This window comes from Trichocoleus sp. DQ-A1 (assembly GCF_039961955.1).
GTDB lineage: Bacteria > Cyanobacteriota > Cyanobacteriia > Cyanobacteriales > FACHB-T130 > FACHB-T130.
Genome location: NZ_JAMPKE010000010.1, coordinates 88,154 through 104,805, shown reverse-complemented (window position 1 = coordinate 104,805; position 16,652 = coordinate 88,154). Strand labels below are relative to the sequence as shown.

General features: G+C 50.1%; 15 protein-coding genes. 3 read left to right on the top strand and 12 right to left on the bottom strand.

Translation table 11 applies throughout. The annotated features are described in order from the left end of the window. Nucleotides 1–101: 101 nt before the first annotated feature. Together NDI33_RS12420 and NDI33_RS12415 are read right to left on the bottom strand one after the other, a co-directional pair. The gene (locus NDI33_RS12420) at nucleotides 102–1,166 is read right to left on the bottom strand and encodes an aldo/keto reductase (protein ID WP_190674923.1); all 1,065 of its coding nucleotides are present in this window, start codon (nucleotides 1,164–1,166) and stop codon (nucleotides 102–104) included. 138 nt (nucleotides 1,167–1,304) lie between these two features. Beyond that, complete coding sequence (locus NDI33_RS12415; RefSeq protein WP_190674921.1) at nucleotides 1,305–2,291, bottom strand: aldo/keto reductase; 987 nt, start codon at nucleotides 2,289–2,291, stop codon at nucleotides 1,305–1,307. A 227-nt stretch (nucleotides 2,292–2,518) separates the two neighbouring features. Between NDI33_RS12415 and NDI33_RS12410 the strand changes: the two genes are divergently transcribed. Further along, on the top strand, nucleotides 2,519–2,992 hold the full coding sequence (locus tag NDI33_RS12410; protein ID WP_190411574.1) for a GNAT family N-acetyltransferase: 474 nt from the start codon (nucleotides 2,519–2,521) through the stop codon (nucleotides 2,990–2,992). A gap of 144 nt (nucleotides 2,993–3,136) precedes the next feature. Here the strand turns inward: NDI33_RS12410 and NDI33_RS12405 are convergent, their stop codons facing one another. The 5 genes from NDI33_RS12405 to NDI33_RS12385 all read right to left on the bottom strand — a co-directional run bounded on the left by NDI33_RS12405 (nucleotide 3,137) and on the right by NDI33_RS12385 (nucleotide 9,089). After that, on the bottom strand, nucleotides 3,137–3,766 hold the full coding sequence (locus NDI33_RS12405) for a nucleotidyltransferase family protein (RefSeq protein WP_190674917.1): 630 nt from the start codon (nucleotides 3,764–3,766) through the stop codon (nucleotides 3,137–3,139). Beyond that, a complete protein-coding gene (locus NDI33_RS12400) occupies nucleotides 3,763–4,896 on the bottom strand; it encodes an XdhC/CoxI family protein (protein WP_190674913.1) in 1,134 nt (377 codons plus the stop codon). The genes NDI33_RS12405 and NDI33_RS12400 overlap by 4 nt, the downstream gene beginning before the upstream one ends. A 132-nt stretch (nucleotides 4,897–5,028) precedes the next feature. Next, on the bottom strand, nucleotides 5,029–7,254 hold the full coding sequence (locus NDI33_RS12395) for a xanthine dehydrogenase family protein molybdopterin-binding subunit (protein ID WP_190674912.1): 2,226 nt from the start codon (nucleotides 7,252–7,254) through the stop codon (nucleotides 5,029–5,031). Further along, on the bottom strand, nucleotides 7,251–8,237 hold the full coding sequence (locus tag NDI33_RS12390) for a xanthine dehydrogenase family protein subunit M (RefSeq protein WP_190674909.1): 987 nt from the start codon (nucleotides 8,235–8,237) through the stop codon (nucleotides 7,251–7,253). Before NDI33_RS12390 ends, NDI33_RS12395 begins: the two co-directional genes overlap by 4 nt. A 204-nt stretch (nucleotides 8,238–8,441) precedes the next feature. After that, the gene (locus NDI33_RS12385; protein ID WP_190674907.1) at nucleotides 8,442–9,089 is read right to left on the bottom strand and encodes a 2Fe-2S iron-sulfur cluster-binding protein; all 648 of its coding nucleotides are present in this window, start codon (nucleotides 9,087–9,089) and stop codon (nucleotides 8,442–8,444) included. 294 nt (nucleotides 9,090–9,383) lie between these two features. Between NDI33_RS12385 and NDI33_RS12380 the strand changes: the two genes are divergently transcribed. Both NDI33_RS12380 and NDI33_RS12375 read left to right on the top strand, forming a co-directional pair. Continuing rightward, a complete protein-coding gene (locus NDI33_RS12380) occupies nucleotides 9,384–9,893 on the top strand; it encodes a GNAT family N-acetyltransferase (RefSeq protein WP_190675104.1) in 510 nt (169 codons plus the stop codon). A gap of 60 nt (nucleotides 9,894–9,953) precedes the next feature. Next, nucleotides 9,954–10,421, top strand: coding sequence for a low molecular weight protein arginine phosphatase (locus NDI33_RS12375; protein WP_190674904.1), 468 nt, complete (start codon nucleotides 9,954–9,956; stop codon nucleotides 10,419–10,421). A gap of 146 nt (nucleotides 10,422–10,567) precedes the next feature. On the opposite strand, the gene NDI33_RS12370 is transcribed toward NDI33_RS12375, so the two are convergent. The 5 genes from NDI33_RS12370 to NDI33_RS12350 form a co-directional block, all read right to left on the bottom strand. Beyond that, nucleotides 10,568–11,779 carry a DUF3747 domain-containing protein gene (locus NDI33_RS12370; protein WP_190674901.1) on the bottom strand — a complete coding sequence of 404 codons (1,212 nt, stop codon included), beginning with the start codon at nucleotides 11,777–11,779 and terminating at the stop codon, nucleotides 10,568–10,570. 108 nt (nucleotides 11,780–11,887) lie between these two features. After that, on the bottom strand, nucleotides 11,888–13,486 hold the full coding sequence (locus NDI33_RS12365) for a mucoidy inhibitor MuiA family protein (RefSeq protein ID WP_190674898.1): 1,599 nt from the start codon (nucleotides 13,484–13,486) through the stop codon (nucleotides 11,888–11,890). A 58-nt stretch (nucleotides 13,487–13,544) separates the two neighbouring features. Next, nucleotides 13,545–13,769, bottom strand: coding sequence for a hypothetical protein (locus tag NDI33_RS12360; protein WP_190674896.1), 225 nt, complete (start codon nucleotides 13,767–13,769; stop codon nucleotides 13,545–13,547). Between the two features lie 13 nt (nucleotides 13,770–13,782). Continuing rightward, nucleotides 13,783–14,352, bottom strand: a complete 570-nt coding sequence (locus NDI33_RS12355; RefSeq protein ID WP_190524081.1) for a DUF6193 family natural product biosynthesis protein — start codon at nucleotides 14,350–14,352, stop codon at nucleotides 13,783–13,785. 57 nt (nucleotides 14,353–14,409) lie between these two features. After that, nucleotides 14,410–16,626, bottom strand: coding sequence for a DUF4139 domain-containing protein (locus NDI33_RS12350; protein WP_190674893.1), 2,217 nt, complete (start codon nucleotides 16,624–16,626; stop codon nucleotides 14,410–14,412). Nucleotides 16,627–16,652 lie beyond the last annotated feature (26 nt).

Genomic DNA, 16,652 nt, shown 5'->3' with positions numbered 1-16,652 from the left:
GATTCTCTGGCTTTAGCGTAAATTCTGCAAGGTGAATTAGATCGCCATTGGAAATTATCAGGAAATAGCATGGGTTTATTGATTTATTCCTTACCCTGGTTTCAGCTGCGATGATTGTCGATTAAGTTGAATGTGCCGCCATAAAGGCGATCGCGGATCGTGTCATTACTCAGGAAGTCATGGGGGAAGCCCAGATCGATCTGACTCACCTCATTGAGGCGTTGCAAATGCTCTGGCGTCAGATGGACATCTAGGCAAGCCAGATTATCTTCGATCTGGCTGACCTTCCGAGAACCGATAATCGGGATGATGACGCTGCTTTGAGCGCTTAGCCAAGCCAGCGCCACCTGTGAAGGCGTGTGCCCAATTTCTTCGGCAACTTGACACACAACGTCAGCGATCGCTAAATTCCGCTCGGAAATATTTCCCCCTATCGTTCCGATTCGCCCCTGTTCGCCCCCCTGTTCGCTATTGTTGCTCTGGGTGCGCTGATTGTACTTGCCCGTTAGCACACCGCCACCCAAGGGCGACCACGGCGTAATTGCCAAGTCGAAAGCCTTTGCCATCGGTAACAAGTCCCGTTCCGGCGTCCGCTGAATCAAACTGTACTCGACTTGCAGCGCTACAAACGGCGTCCAGCCGTAACACTGCGCCAGCGTGTTTGCTTGGGAAATAATCCAGGCGGGTGCGTCAGAAATGCCAATGTAGAGAACCTTGCCAGAACGTACCATGTCATCGAAGGCACGCATCACTTCCTCTACAGGCGTCATAAAGTCCCAAGCGTGCAGCCAGTATATGTCAATGTAGTCAGTTTTCAGGCGTTTCAGACTGCCTTCCAACGACTGCATCATGTTCTTGCGATGATTGCCACTGCCATTGGGGTTGCCCGCGCGAGCGCTCATGTGCAAGGGAAATGAGTATTTGGTAGCAACGACAAAGCGTTCCCGTTCTGAGGCAATGAACTCACCAACCATTTTCTCGCTGGTGCCCTCTGTGTAGCCGTTGGCAGTGTCAATAAAGTTACCGCCTGCTTCCACAAAGGCATCAAAGATTTGGCGGCTTTCATCTTTGGATGCGCCCCAGCCCCAGTCTTCACCAAAAGTCATTGTGCCAAGGCAGAGTTCGGAAACTCTTAATCCACTCTTTCCTAATAGCTTGTATCTCATGGTTTTCCTCGTAGAACGAAGGGAGTTTTAGCATGGACAAAAAATCTGATGGCTCGGAATTAACCGCTTTCAGGATTGCACGCAGTAACTTTGACCTGTCACAAGCATCTTTGTAGCAGAAACCGTTGATAAAAAATGTCAGCGGTTTACCATGCTCATCATCGATTCCGGATAACGTCCGCCGCTAGCGACGCCTTTGGGGGCCACTTCGTCAATGCGCTGCAAATCTTCTGGCGTCAGATTCACTTCCAGCGCCGCGATATTTTCTTCCAAATATTGTCGTCGCTTAGTTCCGGGAATCGGAACGATGTCTTCACCCTGCGCCAGCACCCAAGCAAGAGCCAGCTGCGCTGGTCGGCACCCTTTTTCTTGGGCAATTTCGCCAATCCGTTGTACCAGTTCCAGATTTTTCTGAAAGTTCTCGCCCTGAAAACGCGGTGAGTTGCGGCGGTAATCATCAGCAGCCAAGTCATCAAAGCTTTTGATCTGCCCGGTCAAAAAGCCCCGTCCGAGCGGGCTATAGGCAACAAAGCCAATGTTAAGCTCTCGACAGGTGGCAAGAATGTCGTCTTCTGGATCGCGGCTCCACAGGGAATACTCGCTCTGCAATGCGGTAATTTGATGTACGGAGCAAGCACGACGCAAGGTTTCCGATCCGGCTTCCGAGAGTCCTAAATATCTGACTTTGCCTTCTTGAACCAGTTGCGCCATCGCACCGACGGTTTCTTCGATGGGAGTATTTGGGTCAACTCGGTGCTGGTAGTAGAGGTCAATCGTCTCTACACCCAGACGACGCAAACTCGCTTCGCAGGCTGAGCGAACATACTCCGGTTTGCCATTGATACCGCGAACGTTAGGGTCTTCGCTGCGAACGATGCCGAATTTAGTAGCGAGAACCACAGAGTCGCGGCGATTCCTTATCGCTTGTCCGACCAATTCTTCGTTCTTGAATGGCCCATACATATCAGCCGTGTCGAGAAAATTTAGCCCCAACTCCAGCGCCCGATGAATGGTGGCAATTGATTCAGTATCATCGCGGTTGCTGTAAAAATCTGACATTCCCATGCAACCCAAACCGATTGCCGAGACGGTGAGATCGCTTTGTCCTAACTGTCGTGTCTTCATCGCTAATTTCTTTGTTAAAGTTTGCCTGATTGACTTGCGCTCAGTCAACGCAGGGAACAATGTTTTGTCACTTGCTTGGGGATACGTCTTAAGATAGACATTTTTTCTAACTGGCAATCGGTTTTCCGCCTTCACACTTGGTGGGGCTTTACTCAGCGCTTGCACATCGACTTTAAGGATCTCAAACTTATAATCTGTGCCGTTTATACGCAATAGCAGACAAAAAGATGATAGAAATCAAACCGATAAAATCACACCAAGTTGAAGAAGTCAAGCGCGTAATCATCGCGGTTTGCAACGAAATATGGCAGCTTCCTGAAGAAGTGATTAGGCATTACGATGCCATGTCTGATATAGATGACGTGCAATCGCACTACTTCGACAATAAGGGCACATTCTTGGTGCTGATTGATGAGGAGCGGGTTGTTGGCAGTGGCGCAATTCGGCGTTTGAGCGACGACATCTGCGAACTAAAGAGAATGTGGTTTCTTAAAGATTATCGAGGACGAGGGTTGGGGACGAAAATGGCTCAGATGCTCTTAGATTTTGCCAGAATTATAGGTTATAAGAAAGTCAGGCTGGATACGATTGATGAACAAAAACAAGCACAAGCTCTGAAGCTTTATCAGCGGCTCGGCTTCTATTTTATTGAGCGATACAATACGAGTCCTTGTACTGTGTTCATGGAGAAAATGCTTTAAAAAGTAAAAAATGCATCATCTTTCATCTTGATATATCAGTCCTATGTGATTTGGGGGAAAAACGAACCGCCAAGACGCAGAGAACACAGAGAAAGAGAAGAGAAGAGAGAGAAGTTTACAACTCATTTAGGATTGCTATATTTGTTAAATACCAGTCCTGCTTTGTAGATACTCATCAGCGATCGCTTGAAATTTTTGATAATCTTTTGGTGTGTCAATGTCGATAGCACCCTCCGGGAAGGGGAGGTGAAAGACTTCGGTAGAATATTTTTTAATGATTTGTTTTGCGCCTGCGGTCGTTTTTAGGCTCATGAGTTCTGGAAACAAGGCGCGGCTGAACAAAGCGGGTACGCCCAAGCTTCCGGCATACTCTGAAGCGATAATCGGTTGGCGCGTCACCTGATAGGCTTCCACAATTTGATTGAGTAGTTGGGAAGAGATGAAAGGCTGATCGCAAAGTGCGATCGCAACCGCTTCTATGTTCTGATTTAAATTACTCAGCGCTTCAATACTTACCCGAATCGAAGCACTCATCCCCTCCTCCCACTGTGGGTTTTCGACAATTTGGACGGGTAATAAGTTGACTTCCGGCTTCATTTGTTCGGCATTTGCACCCAGAACGACAACGATGGGTTGACAGCGGGAAGCGATCGCAACTTCTGCGGTGTGGCGGAGGAAGCTGCGCCCTTGATACATCAGCAGTTGTTTTGGAGTCCCCATGCGAGTGGATGCTCCGGCGGCGAGAATAATTAAACCGACGACGGGTGCATTCATCCGGTACTCCGGTTGTGAATCGGTTGTTTGCGGTTTCTTAATAAACCACCCGAACGATCCGCGAGAACCGCGTGAATTTCCGCCACAATTGAGAGTGCGATCGCTTCCGGTGTATCAGCGCCAATATCCAGTCCAACAGGACCATGCAAGCGGTGAAGTTGGGCTTCTGTAAGCTGAATTCCCTGTTCTTTTAGCTCAAGAAGTAACTGTTCGGTTCTTCTCTTGGGGCCAAGAATGCCTAAATATTGCACGGGAGAAGGTAAAAGAGTTTTCAGGATTTCTAGGTCGTGCAGATAGTTATGAGTCATCACGACAGCTACTGTGCGCTTATCGATTTCTAGGGTTTCATTGACGATTTCTGGGCGAGACAAAATCACTTCATCGGCGCTGGGAAATCGGTCTGATTTTGCATTGGCAGGTCGGCTATCAACGACTGTTACGCACCATCCCAATTCTTTCGCCAAGCGTACAACCGGGATAGCATCGTCACCTGCTCCAAAAATGACCAGCGAGACAGGTGGCTGAATCGCTTCGATAAAAACTTCGGCTTTCCCTCCCAGTAAGGGATACGCTTTAAAAAGCGAGCAATTTTTATCAAGCACTTCACGGGCATCTTCGAGTATGTCTGCACTCAAATGTGCATCTTCGAGGTTACTGAAAATCGTGCCATCTTGATGCAGCATTAAATGGGTTCCGACTTGTGCCTTTATTTGACCTTCAATGTGAAATATTGTTGCGAGAACTCCGACTTGCCGCCGATGCAGACACTCTGCCAGAAAGGTCATCGGACTTAACTCGTTTTCTGGAATTAGGCGTTCAATCAACACCTGTACCATTCCCTTGCAACCGAGTCCCAGCCCCCAGACGATGTCATTGTCGGAGGTCGTATCGTAGTTCACCAACATGGGTTGACCGGACACGATGACCTGTTGAGCGCGTTCAAAAACGTCATTCTCCAGACAGCCGCCGCTAATCGAGCCGATTCTCTGACCCTCTAGTGTTATCAGCATTCGAGCGCCCGGTCGCCGGTAGGTAGACCCACTGACTTTGACAATGGTGGCGATCGCTACTGTCTTGCCGCAATTTTTGGCTTTTGCAAATGCGGCAACAATCTCCTGTAATTCTTTCATATAGAGCTTTGCAGTTTGAGCCAATACGGGCTGACCTCTCCCCAAACCCCTCTCCGTGTCGGAGAGGGGCTTTGACTATGGCTCCCCTTCCGTACCAGAGAAGGGGGCTGGGGGGTTAGGTTCTAAGACAGATTACAGCAACTTATCCGGTGTAATCGGGAGGTCGCGGATGCGCTTGCCGGTGGCGTGATAGACAGCGTTTGCCACCGCCGCCGCCACGCCAGTGATGCCAATTTCGCCTGCGCCTTTGGCTCCAATCGGGTTAATGTACGGGTCGATTTCTTCGACGAAGTACGACTCAATTGCGGGGATGTCTGCGTTGACGGGTACGTGGTACTCACCAAGGTTGGCGTTGACGATGCGTCCGGTACGGGAGTCTGTCACCGTTTCTTCTAGTAGTGCCATACCTAGCCCCATGACGATACCGCCAATCATTTGCGATCGCGCTGTTTTGAGGTTGATTACCTGTCCCACCCCAAAGGCTCCCACAAAGCGGGTTACGCGCACTTCGCCAAAGTCAGGATCGACGCGCACTTCGGCAAATTGAGCGCCGAAGGAGTGCATGGAATACTTCTTCTCGGCGCGGTTAAACTTGGCATCAAAGCTTTCTTCGACTTGCGGCAAATTTTGGCGCGTCAGCACCGCTTGGTAAGTTTCGCCCTGGTTGCGATCGCTCTTGTGAAACAGGCGTCCGCCCTCAATCGCTATGTCCGTTTCCGGGACGTTGTAAAGCGGCGAACTAGCATCCGTGCGTGCCAACTCCAGTACCTTCCTACGGGCTGCTTGTGCCGCTTCATGCACGGCAGTCCCCACGCTTCCCATCGTCGCCGATCCGCCCGATATCGGCGCACGGGGCAACTGGGTATCTCCCAGCTCAAATCGCACTCGCTCAACCGGCAAACCAAGGGCGTCAGCGGCGACTTGCGCCATCACCGTCGCCGTACCCGTCCCCATCTCTTGGGAACCACTCTGCACTAAGGCGGTGCCGTCTTGCAAAATACGGACTCTAGCGCTAGCGGGGAAGTGGTTCACGGGGTACGTGGCGCTTGCCATGCCCATCCCGACCAGGTAACGACCGTCCCGCATCGAACCCGGTACGGGAGTGCGCCGCGACCAGCCAAATTTTTCTGCGCCGAGTTGGTAACATTCTTTGAGCGACTTGCTCGACCAAGGCAGGTTATTGCTGGGATCTATGTCTGCATGATTGCGGAGGCGCAACTCAATTGGGTCAAGTTTCACGGCATAAGCGAGTTCGTCCATTGCCGATTCCAGGGCGAACATTCCCGGACTTTCGCCGGGGGCACGCATAAAGGTCGGCGTTCCCTTGTTGAGACGGACGAGACTTTGCTTTGCTTGCAAGTTGGGAGTGGCGTACATCATGTGGGTTCCCACAGTGTACGGTTCGAGGAATTCCTCGAACGTTGAAGTATGGGAGATGCCCCGATGGGCGATCGCGGTGAGGCGACCGTCGCGGGTTGCTCCCAGTGCGACTTGTTGCTCGGTTTCCGCCCGGTGCCCGACCGTGGTGAACATCTGTTCGCGGGTTAAAACTAATTTCACGGGACGACGTACCTGACGGGCAGCGATCGCTGCCAGCGTTACGTGAGGCCAAACCAAACCTTTGCCGCCAAACGCGCCGCCGATGAATTGACACACGACGCGCACGTTCTCTTCGGGAATGCCAAATGTCGTCGCCATTGCCTGACGCACGCCGAAGTTGTACTGCGTTGCGTCGTAAATGGTGAGGCGATCGCCCTCCCACACGGCAGTTGTCGCGTGCGTCTCCATCGGGTTGTGGTGTTCGGTGGGCGTCCGGTAAGTTTCTTCAATCCGCACCTCAGCATCGGCTAACGCTTGCGTCGGATTGCCGCGTATCGTCTCTGGCGGTTTGCCAAACACGGACTTCGGCGCGTATGTCTGCGCCTTTTCCATCTCCACTACTGGCGTTTCGGCTTCGTAATCGACGCGGACGAGGGATGCGGCGTGGGTGGCGTTTTCCAGGGTGTCAGCAATCGCAACGCCGATGTGCTGACCGATGTGATGTACAACCGCTTCTTGCAGCACCAGGCGGTTTTCGGCGGCAGCCCCACCCCCGAACAAGGTTGCGACTGGAAGGAGTTTGGGCGGGTTGAGGTGCGTCAGGATGCCCAATACACCAGGCGACTGTTCCGCTGCACGGGTGTCGATGCTCTTAATCCGCCCGCGGGCGATCGCGCTGCCGATAGTGACGGCATAGGCGAGATTTTCTACAGGGATTTCCGCCGAGTAGCGGGCACCGCCCGTCACCTTCAGGCGTCCATCCACCCGATTTATCGGCTTGCCCACAGCTTGGTTGGTTGCATTATCAGATTGACTCATACGGTGCCTCCTGCTGCTTTTGTGAGTGCCCGCGCGATCGCTCGTTTTGCCATTTCAACTTTGAATCGGTTGTATTTTTGGGGTTGGGCTTCCCGAACTGTTGCCTCTGCTGCTGCTGCAAAGGTTTGCTCGTTCGCTTTTGCACCAACTAGAATTTTCTCCGCCTCAACCGCCCGCCACGGCTTATGTGCGACGCCCCCCATCGCGACTCGCGCCGCTTTAATGGTGCTGTTGTCGATATCGAGGGCAGCGGCGACGGAAACCAGGGCAAAGGCATAACTAGCGCGATCTCGTACTTTTAAATAGTGCGATCGCGCGGCAAAGGGTGAATTGGGCAAATCAACCGCAACGATTAGTTCGTCATGTTGAAGTACCGTGTCGATTTGAGGCGTATCTTCCGGTAAGCGGTGAAAGTCACTGATGGGGATTTGTCGCTCTCCGTTCGGCCCCTCAACGCGCACTACGGCATCAAGGGCTGCCAGCGCCACGCACATATCCGAGGGATGCGTTGCAATGCACTGTTCGCTGGCACCGAAAATCGCGTGAATGCGGTTGTACCCTTCAATCGCCGAACAACCGGAACCGGGTTCGCGCTTGTTGCACGGCATCGTCGAATCGTTGAAGTAGTAGCAGCGCGTTCTTTGCATCAAGTTACCGCCGATGGTTGCCATATTCCGCAGTTGCGGTGACGCGCCAGCGAGTAACGCTTGAGAAAGTAACGGATAGCGATCGCGCACCAACCGATTATTTGCCACGTCGCTGTTGCGTGCCATCGCCCCGATGCGTAAGCCATTCGAGATTGCCGTCACGTCTGCCAAGGGTAGCCGGGTGATGTCCACCAGTTGGTCAGGCTGCGCCACGCCTCCTTTCATCAAGTCGATTAAATTAGTGCCGCCTGCGATAAATTTTGCTGCCCGATCCCCGGCAACTGTCTGAATGGCTGCGCCTTTTTCAGTAGCACGCACATAACTAAAAGGTTTCATTAAAACTCCTGTGCATGGGTTTGAATTGAATGGCACTAAGCTTAAGAGCTATAAAATCAAGTTCCGGTTTCACTGCTTAAAATCATTTCAACCCGTTGAAATCCATATCCAGTTAGCTTTAGCTAACTTTAGCGATTAGCCCGATTATTTCAGGGCAAAGCGGGTATGCAAATGATTGGTGAAGGAATTGCTCATGCTTCCCGACTACCCATTGCTAGTCTGCGTCTGATGAACTTCGCGCACAGCGGCTACAATCCCAGGATAGGCACCGCAGCGACAGAGATTGCCGCTCATACACTCCCGAATTCCCTCATCGGATGTCGGGCACCCTTCTGCCAATAGACCCACCGCCGACACGATCTGACCGGGCGTACAATATCCACACTGAAAGCCGTCATGCTTAATAAAAGCCGCCTGCATAGGATGAAGTTCATCGCCGCGAGCTAAACCTTCAATTGTTGTAATTTCCGCGTCCTCATGCATGACCGCCAAGGTCAGACACGAGTTGATGCGCCGTCCATCGACTAACACAGTACACGCACCGCATTGTCCGCGATCGCAACCCTTCTTGGTGCCTGTCAGACCGATGCGTTCGCGCAGTGCGTCCAGTAGCGTCACGCGCGGTTCTATTTGCAAAGTGTGCGATTTACCATTGATCCGCAGGGTCACGTCAATACTACCAGGCTCCAGGGTTTTCGCGACTGCGCTGGAAGTTTTAGGGCTTGCTTGCATAAAAATATTTTTTGTAAGGTTTGCATTCGCGATGCGGGATGCGATCGCATCCTTAGCAACGACCAAGGTACTTGCGATCGTTAGCATACCGAACCGTCGCCGTGTTATCCTCAGCCTCATTTTTGCGGTGTCAAAATAGGTCTAATAACAAAGATAGTGCGTTTTACATTTCTCGGCATGAAAATTGAAGTTTAATGAGACGCAAGGAAAGTAAATTTTTTGCTGATAGCTTTAATTTCGTTAAAACAGACTAAGAATTAGAAATATTAAGGTTTTCAGGCTATTTCAATAGACCTGATTTATTCACCCAAAATTTGAATTGTAGGCGGGTTATCGGGTTGGTGCAGGATCGCAAGATATTAGTGCAAGATATCAGTTGCACTCCATTTTGTGAAACAGGCACCCAAAAATCAGATGATTGTAACTGAAACACCGCGCTTACTTCTCCGACATCTCACCTGGGATGATGTAGATGACTTGGCAACTATTTTTGCAGATCCGGTCGTGATGAAGTTCTTCCCCAATACGCGGACATCCGAAGAAACAAAGAGTCACATTGAGTGGGTATTTAGCTGCTACGAGAAATACGGCTTCGGTTTGTGGGCGACCATTCACAAAGCTGACAACCAGTTTATTGGTCGGTGTGGATTAATACCGCAGCGAGTGGATGGGCAAGAAGAAGTCGAGATTGGTTATATGTTGGCTAAGGAATACTGGGGAAAGGGTTTGGCAACCGAAGCGGCGAGTGCAATTCGGGATTATGGTTTTGCTCTGGGTTATAACCGCCTCATTTCCTTAATCGCTCCCGGAAACATCGCGTCTCAGAAGGTCGCAATGAAAGTCAGCTTAACTTACGAAAAAGACACAATTATTCAGGAAAAGAATGTTCGCGTTTATGCAATAAAAAGACCCAATCTTCCGTAGAATTAACTACAGCAGTTTTATTGGCTGAGCAACAGCGAGAGAAAAAAGGGAGGGTCACAAATGCGGATTTTATTTGTGTGTACGGGCAATACCTGTCGTAGTCCGATGGCAGAAGCGCTATTCCGACAAAAAGCGCAAGGAATGGAAGTCGAGGTGCGGTCGGCAGGCGTCGTAGCATTTGAGGGAGATTCTGCATCCCCGCAGACCCAGCGCGTCCTGAAGGAGTATGGTATCCATCATTACCATGAAGCGAAGCGCCTGGATCGCCAGCTCTTCGATTGGGCAGATTTAGTGCTGACAATGACGGGCGGACAAAAGAAAGCGATCGCTGATGCCTTCTCTGCTGCTGCTGACAAAGTATATACCTTAAAAAAATACGTTGGCTATTCCGAGCAATCTGAAATCGCCGATCCCTATGGTGGCGACTTGACAACCTATCGACAGTGTGCCGGAGAAATCGAGCAAAAACTGGATCTGTTGTTAGAAAAGCTAGCCGCTACGTGCCGACGAGAACCCGCTGATGTTTAATCGTGACGAAGGTTTTTTAACCCAATATCTACGAATTAGTTAGGGTTGAGTGGCAGGATTCATTTGTCCTAGAAAAAGGATTGATCGCGTCTGGAATAAACTCTCAAAATTGTTTTGAAAGTCTACTAGACGCGAGACGATCGGGATTACTCAGTTTTGACGCAGTTGAGCATCCGCAGAGTGGCGGCGGCAGCATAGTTGCGGCGAGTCGGAGAGTTTGGCTCAAACTTGCTACCGACTTCATTAACTGGGGAGGCGACGTTGCAATAAGAAGACATTTGGCTAATCAGCGAGGAAGCCCAGTGTTTTTCGGTGTCTGAGAAGGTTTTCGCTGAGTTTTTAGTCGCTAATTCTGGCGTAAGCCCACGCATATTTTTGCCAAATTCAGCAGCACGTCGCAGCACTGCCATCAATTCAGCTCTGGTGACGGGTTGAGTGGGTTTGAAGGTGCCGTCTTGGTAGCCACTGACAATATTGTTATCCCGCGCCCATTTAATTTTAGCGGCGCTCCAGCGCGAAGCATCGACATCGGGATAGGGTTGAGATGCAGCTTGAGTCGGGATCGTGACATTAGCTTCGGGTAGCTTTGTTAAAGATTCCAACACCATAGACACCAGTTGCTCTCTGGTTAAGGCAACTTGAGGGCGGAAGGTGTTGTCTTCTTTGAAGCCAGCGACGAAGCCAAGAGCAACGGCTTGTTCAATTTCTTTCGCGTAGACATCTGAGGCGATATCTCCGAAGCTGGAGCTTCCGGGTGGGGTTGCAATGTCGCCAGGGTCGATTCCCGGCGCGGCTTGGTCGCTGGCAAGATAGACGTGACCGAGGGTTTTCCCGTTGTAGGTTCTTTTGGCAAACCGCCACGCCGGATCGAGATTGATTTTCATAAAACCATCGCTGAGTCCGTTGGTTCTGCCAATTTCAATCGTTGGGACAGTGCGATCGCTAAAGTTGGTGCCGACAAGGACGAGTTCGCCGTCGCGCTTTACTAAGTTGAAGCTGTACTTCAGCCCCAAATCCGTCCCCGCCATACGCATAGAATAGCCGTTGCTATCGGTACTGCGTCCGCAAATGCCGGTGAAGTCAAAGTTGAGTAGCAGCGGATCGACTGCTGTTGGGCGATCGCCACTTTCACTCCAACACGCCCGTTTATCTGATACCTGTTCCAGAATCAGCAGTTGATGACTATTCGTGCCGTAAGGAGCAGCTACGGCAATGAATTTACCTTGTTCAACTTCTTTTTGAGCAAAAACGGCGGCTTGGCTGGGGTTGACCGCATTGAGGGTGGAGAGGACGACGGTGGCTAGGGCTGCAATTGACCGTCCAAATAGACGCTTGGAGGAGCTTGAAGGCAAAGACATGGTGAGGAGGTTATGGAGCTGGGTAGATTTCTTTTCTTTAATTATGTGATATCATTCTTTACCCAAAAGTTCCCCCGTCATAGCGCCTAAATTCATGGGAGCAAAGCCCTAGATGCCTTGTACTTCCGGTGCGGCTGAAACTTGGTAGACCAAGGATGCCTGGAGTTGAGAGTAAGGTTCGAGGGTAAAATTCCAGGTGCAAAAGCCGTTTTCATCTGCCTGGATGCCGTCAGTGGTTTTATCGGAGATTACCTCTACTTTCACTTGCTCTAGCTCCGAAACCGGCACCCGCTCAGTGGTTGCGATCGCTCTTTGTTCTTCGCCAATATTGGAAAGGAACAATGTTGTTGTAGTTGTGACACTGTTCCATTTAGTCAAGTGATCCTGTTTTCTTTTTTGGGTTTGGGTGCGCTGCACGCGCATTGCATTATCCGCTCCCCATCCCAAAGCAAATTTCTCTCCAGGCGCGATAAATAGAACTGAGGTACGACCGACAAAGCCAGAAGTCCGCACTAAATCCACTGGCCCAGCTAGAATCGGGAATTTAGAAGTGTTTGTCTGTTCGCTCTTGAGGATGACTTGACAGGATAATTCTGGCATCAAGACATACTCTACAGAGGCGGGAGAGTCGAAGGAGTAGATGGAAACGCGGTAAGGGCGACCATCTGAGGGAATCGTTGCTTTTGTCTGGCTGCGTAGGTTGCGAACTTCGCCGCCGTCATCAACACCGGGTAAATCAACTGTGGCGGGGGTGGTGTCGGTTCCGAGTCCGGCTGTCTGAACTTGTTGATCTCTCGCTTGAATGATTATCTGCTGAGATTTTTCTTGAACATTTAAAGGGTCATCTGTCAGCAGGGGTGGTTCAGTTCCTAAGGATGCGCGGGCGGTAGAAAAGACTAAATCTACGTCTTTCCAATCTTCTCCCGTGCGTTGCCAGACACAGCCATCGAAGCGGAAAGAGAGCGTCGGTTTTTCGTCGAGGAGAAGGCGTGCTTGGTGCCAAGGTCGCCACATGGCACCGGGAACCACATAGTCGAAAGCGATCGCATACTCTCCCGCTTGGGGAATCATTAAGTCGGCTTCGATGTTGGCAACATAGACCATATCGGGACGCGATAAGGCTTCTGCTTTGGCAATTAAGTCGTGAATTTGCTGGTGTAGTTGTTCTTGAGTGTGATAGCTGCTTAAGATTTCCGATCGGAAATCTCGCAATTGTTTAAATAAAGTAGAAATTTGCTCTCTCCAGGATTTAGGGTCAATTTGTCCCCAAATTGCATCCACGGGGAGTTCCTGCAAACCTTTAGCAAGGATGGTGTTTACTCGCTCGAAGCACGATTCGAGGTGCTGGCGGTCTTCGCTGATATTGTTGAAGGAGTTAAGTAGCGATCGCAGTTCTGCTTGTAGAGACGCGAAATTTTGCATCTCTACATTGGCTAGTCGATCTGTTTCCTTAACCAACATCTGGCGGCGAACGCGAACATCGTCAATCCGTGCCTCTGGATATTCCTCACAAAACTCTGCCCGAAGAGATTTATCTGAAAGAACTGGGGCAACTTTCTGGACTTGAATTCTCCACAGTCCTTGGGTTAAATTAATTTTGCCAATTCGTCGCACCTGTGCCCTATCTTCTAAGAGTGTTACTACACAAACGGGTGCATCGAGCGTTAATTCTTGAATGACTTCTGGCGACTTTTGAATTGCTTGCATAATTTATCACTTCCTCATATCAAATTTATTTAAATCGTCATTGTTTGGAACCTCACCCCTATCCCCTCTCCGTTAACGGAGAGGGAAGAGCCGCAGGCGATCGCGGGAAGAGTTTCTGAGGGAATGCTAAAGCAAATGCTGAATAATCAACCGGATTTGATGACATCATTTGAAACCTCATCCCTAACCCCTCTCCGTTGACGGAGAGGGAAACCGGAGCCATCGGCGATGGCGGGGAGAGGTTGTTTGCAAATGCTGAATAATCAACCGGATTTAATATCATTTAGCTTTTGCATTTAAGTATAAAGATTAGAATATTTACGCGGTAAATTTTCAACTATCAAGCTAATTGCTGTTGGTGCATCATTAACGATTGCAATAATCTGTTGATAATTACTAGGAGCCAATACTTCATACTGCCCCTTTCCGGTGGGTACAGCAGCAGGGCAATCGTACCAAAAAGGAGGTTCCGTATATCTGCTGAAACCTAAACAATAATGACTGGTATACGGATAAAGTTGACTCAGCACTGAGTGTTTTCTAGCAGTTTGAATAAGATGAACTAAATCGTACACAGAACGGTGAGACTCAACCATGCGGATTCGGATGATAGGGGGCATTTGATTGTTTTCCCAAGTTTGCTCTGTGTATTGCCACCGCTGCTCGTGTTTTTGCAAAATTTCTTGCCACCGCTGTTCGAGTTCTTGCCATTTATTTTCAACATACTCATTCGTTGATATTTTTGTGGAAATAGGATTGGTTGATGCTTGAGAAGGCTTGCTGCTAGCACTAACGCTCAGTAGCAAGAGGCTGCAAACGGTGGCTGAGCCATACACAATAAACTCCCGCCGATTGTATTTTTCCACGGTACAACTTACTCTCTTTAGGCTATATATTTAGTAAGCCCAAATCTTCAATTAAAATTACGACTCCCGCCGATTTCCCCCAATCAATTCGCTGTCTACAAAAGTTTTAATGATGTAATCAACTGATAGGGTAGTTTTCTCTTTTGCGGGGACTTCGACTTGCCAGCGATAGCCGCCTTTGATGGGTGAGTTACGTTCTTGTTGTTCGTATTTTTCCCAAGGTGGCGAGACGCGATCGCAATGGATATCTACTTTTGCTCCTTCTTGGGGAATGGGGAGTCTTTCTCGTACTTCAATCTTGGCAACTCTTGGTAGATAGTTGTTAATATCGATTTTAATTTTGTGGCGCAGTTCGTTGAAGGAGACGATGGTTTCGCCAGAACGAACTTCTTCATAAACGGTGTTTCGAGCAACTTTGATGGCTTGTTCCACTCCTAGCCCTAATTCCATCTGTGCTTTTGGTGGAACTGTGGCAATATTTGTAGATAAGATGTACTCGCCATCGACGTAGACATCCGCAGGGCCAGCGAGTAGCGGTGCTTGTAGGGGGTTGCGGAGTTGGGCAATTCTGAAGACGTTAGTATCTTCGCGGGGAACGACGATGTAGCGTAAATCTACGTCTGTACTGTTGCTAGTTAGGGCGACAGAGTGAAATTGCCCGTCTGAGGGGACATCAATTCGTCCATCAGCGCTATAGGCATAGTCGAAGGAACCTGCAACGTCTCTCACATGGATACCACCGGGAGGAAGCATCATCCACAGGCATTTTTGGGCGTTATCAAAAGCCTGTTGCACGACCTGCATGACATTAAACGTAACCGTAACTTTTTGACGTTGAAGGATTTCTAAATATATTTCCTGCTGTTGTTCTATCGACAATTTACCCCGCTTTGCTCGGTCATCTGCTGCGCCCATTCGCATGAGACCGTATGCAAGTAAATCGGTTACAGAATTCTCATCTGTAGTATCCTCCAGGTTCTGCCTCCTTCGACGCTGGAGAAATTCTGGTGCTGCTGGTGGGGCAGCTGCCGCCCGTTTCAGTGCTTTGTGAGCCGCTAGTCGGTCTCCTAGGGAAGGGGATTCTACTTGCGGTGCCAGTGATTCCTCTATATAGTCTGCACAAGGCGCTGCTGCTGGCATAGCCATCCCATAACTAGCGTACATTTCAGAGCGATCCTGCGCCGTCAGATCGGGTAAGGGTGGAACTGAAGGAGCGTTGTCTAAGAAATTCGCGATCGCGCTTTGTGACGACACAGCGGCTAAAGCTGTCGGTCTCTGGCTATCGTAGTCCTCAAAAAGAATCTCTGCACCAATTGGGGGACGACGCCAGCCTGATTTTCTCATCGCTGGTTGCACTCGTCCTAGCCGCAGCGATGGCAATTCCGGTAACGCACACCAACCCATCGGTTCGGCTGTAGAAAGTTCCAATCTTACCCCTGACCAATCTTCACCTGTGCGCTGACAAATCAACGCCCTGATGGCAATGCTGGCACTAGATTCCGCACTATTTAGACGGCAAACATAGGTGGGTGTCCAACGCGCACCGGGGACGAAATATTCGATAACTAAGCGTGAAAAACCTAATTCCCCCTTTTCTACAAGTGGAGGGGAATTCTGCCCTTCTCCTGGTAGAAGAGAGGTAGGGGGAGTAAACTCTTCGTAACTCAAACGGACAATAACCGTCTTGCGAAGCTCATTAGGTCTAGCATTTCTGGCGGTGGAAGCGATCGCCTGCTTTTGTTGCAAATCGGCAAGATATTCCTGAGCTAGACGCAATTTTTCCAAATTTTCCCGCTTTTCCTGGATTCGGGCGCGGATTTGTTCTTCGCTGAAGTTTGCCAAAGCAAGTCTAGCGTTCATTGGCGAAGGCGGCGGTGCTGTCCCAGGTTGAGCGTTGGGGCGATCGGGTACTTTTAGATTACTGAGGACGCCAATTTCTTTTTCGATGAGGGCGATCGCGTCCTGAATGCGTTGTACCTCAGCCATCGCTGCACGCAATTCCTCCTCCGGGGGTGGATTCTGTGTCTCTTGCGGCGGGGGAACGGCTAAACCAATGCGAACATCTGAGGCAATCGGGGACGGGTTTTGCGTCTCTACAGATTCAACCCTCACTCGGACACTGCTATCATCTAGCGCCAGAGGCAATTCCGGTATCTCAACGTGTTCGGGCAGTTCCCCAACGTTCAGATGTAACTCAGCAATCCGAGTCACGGTGGCACCGGCAGCGTAGACTTTAACTGTGTCAATCCGAGAAGCCAGTTCTTGCATTGCCATGATGTTTGCGCTGAGTTACTGCCTAT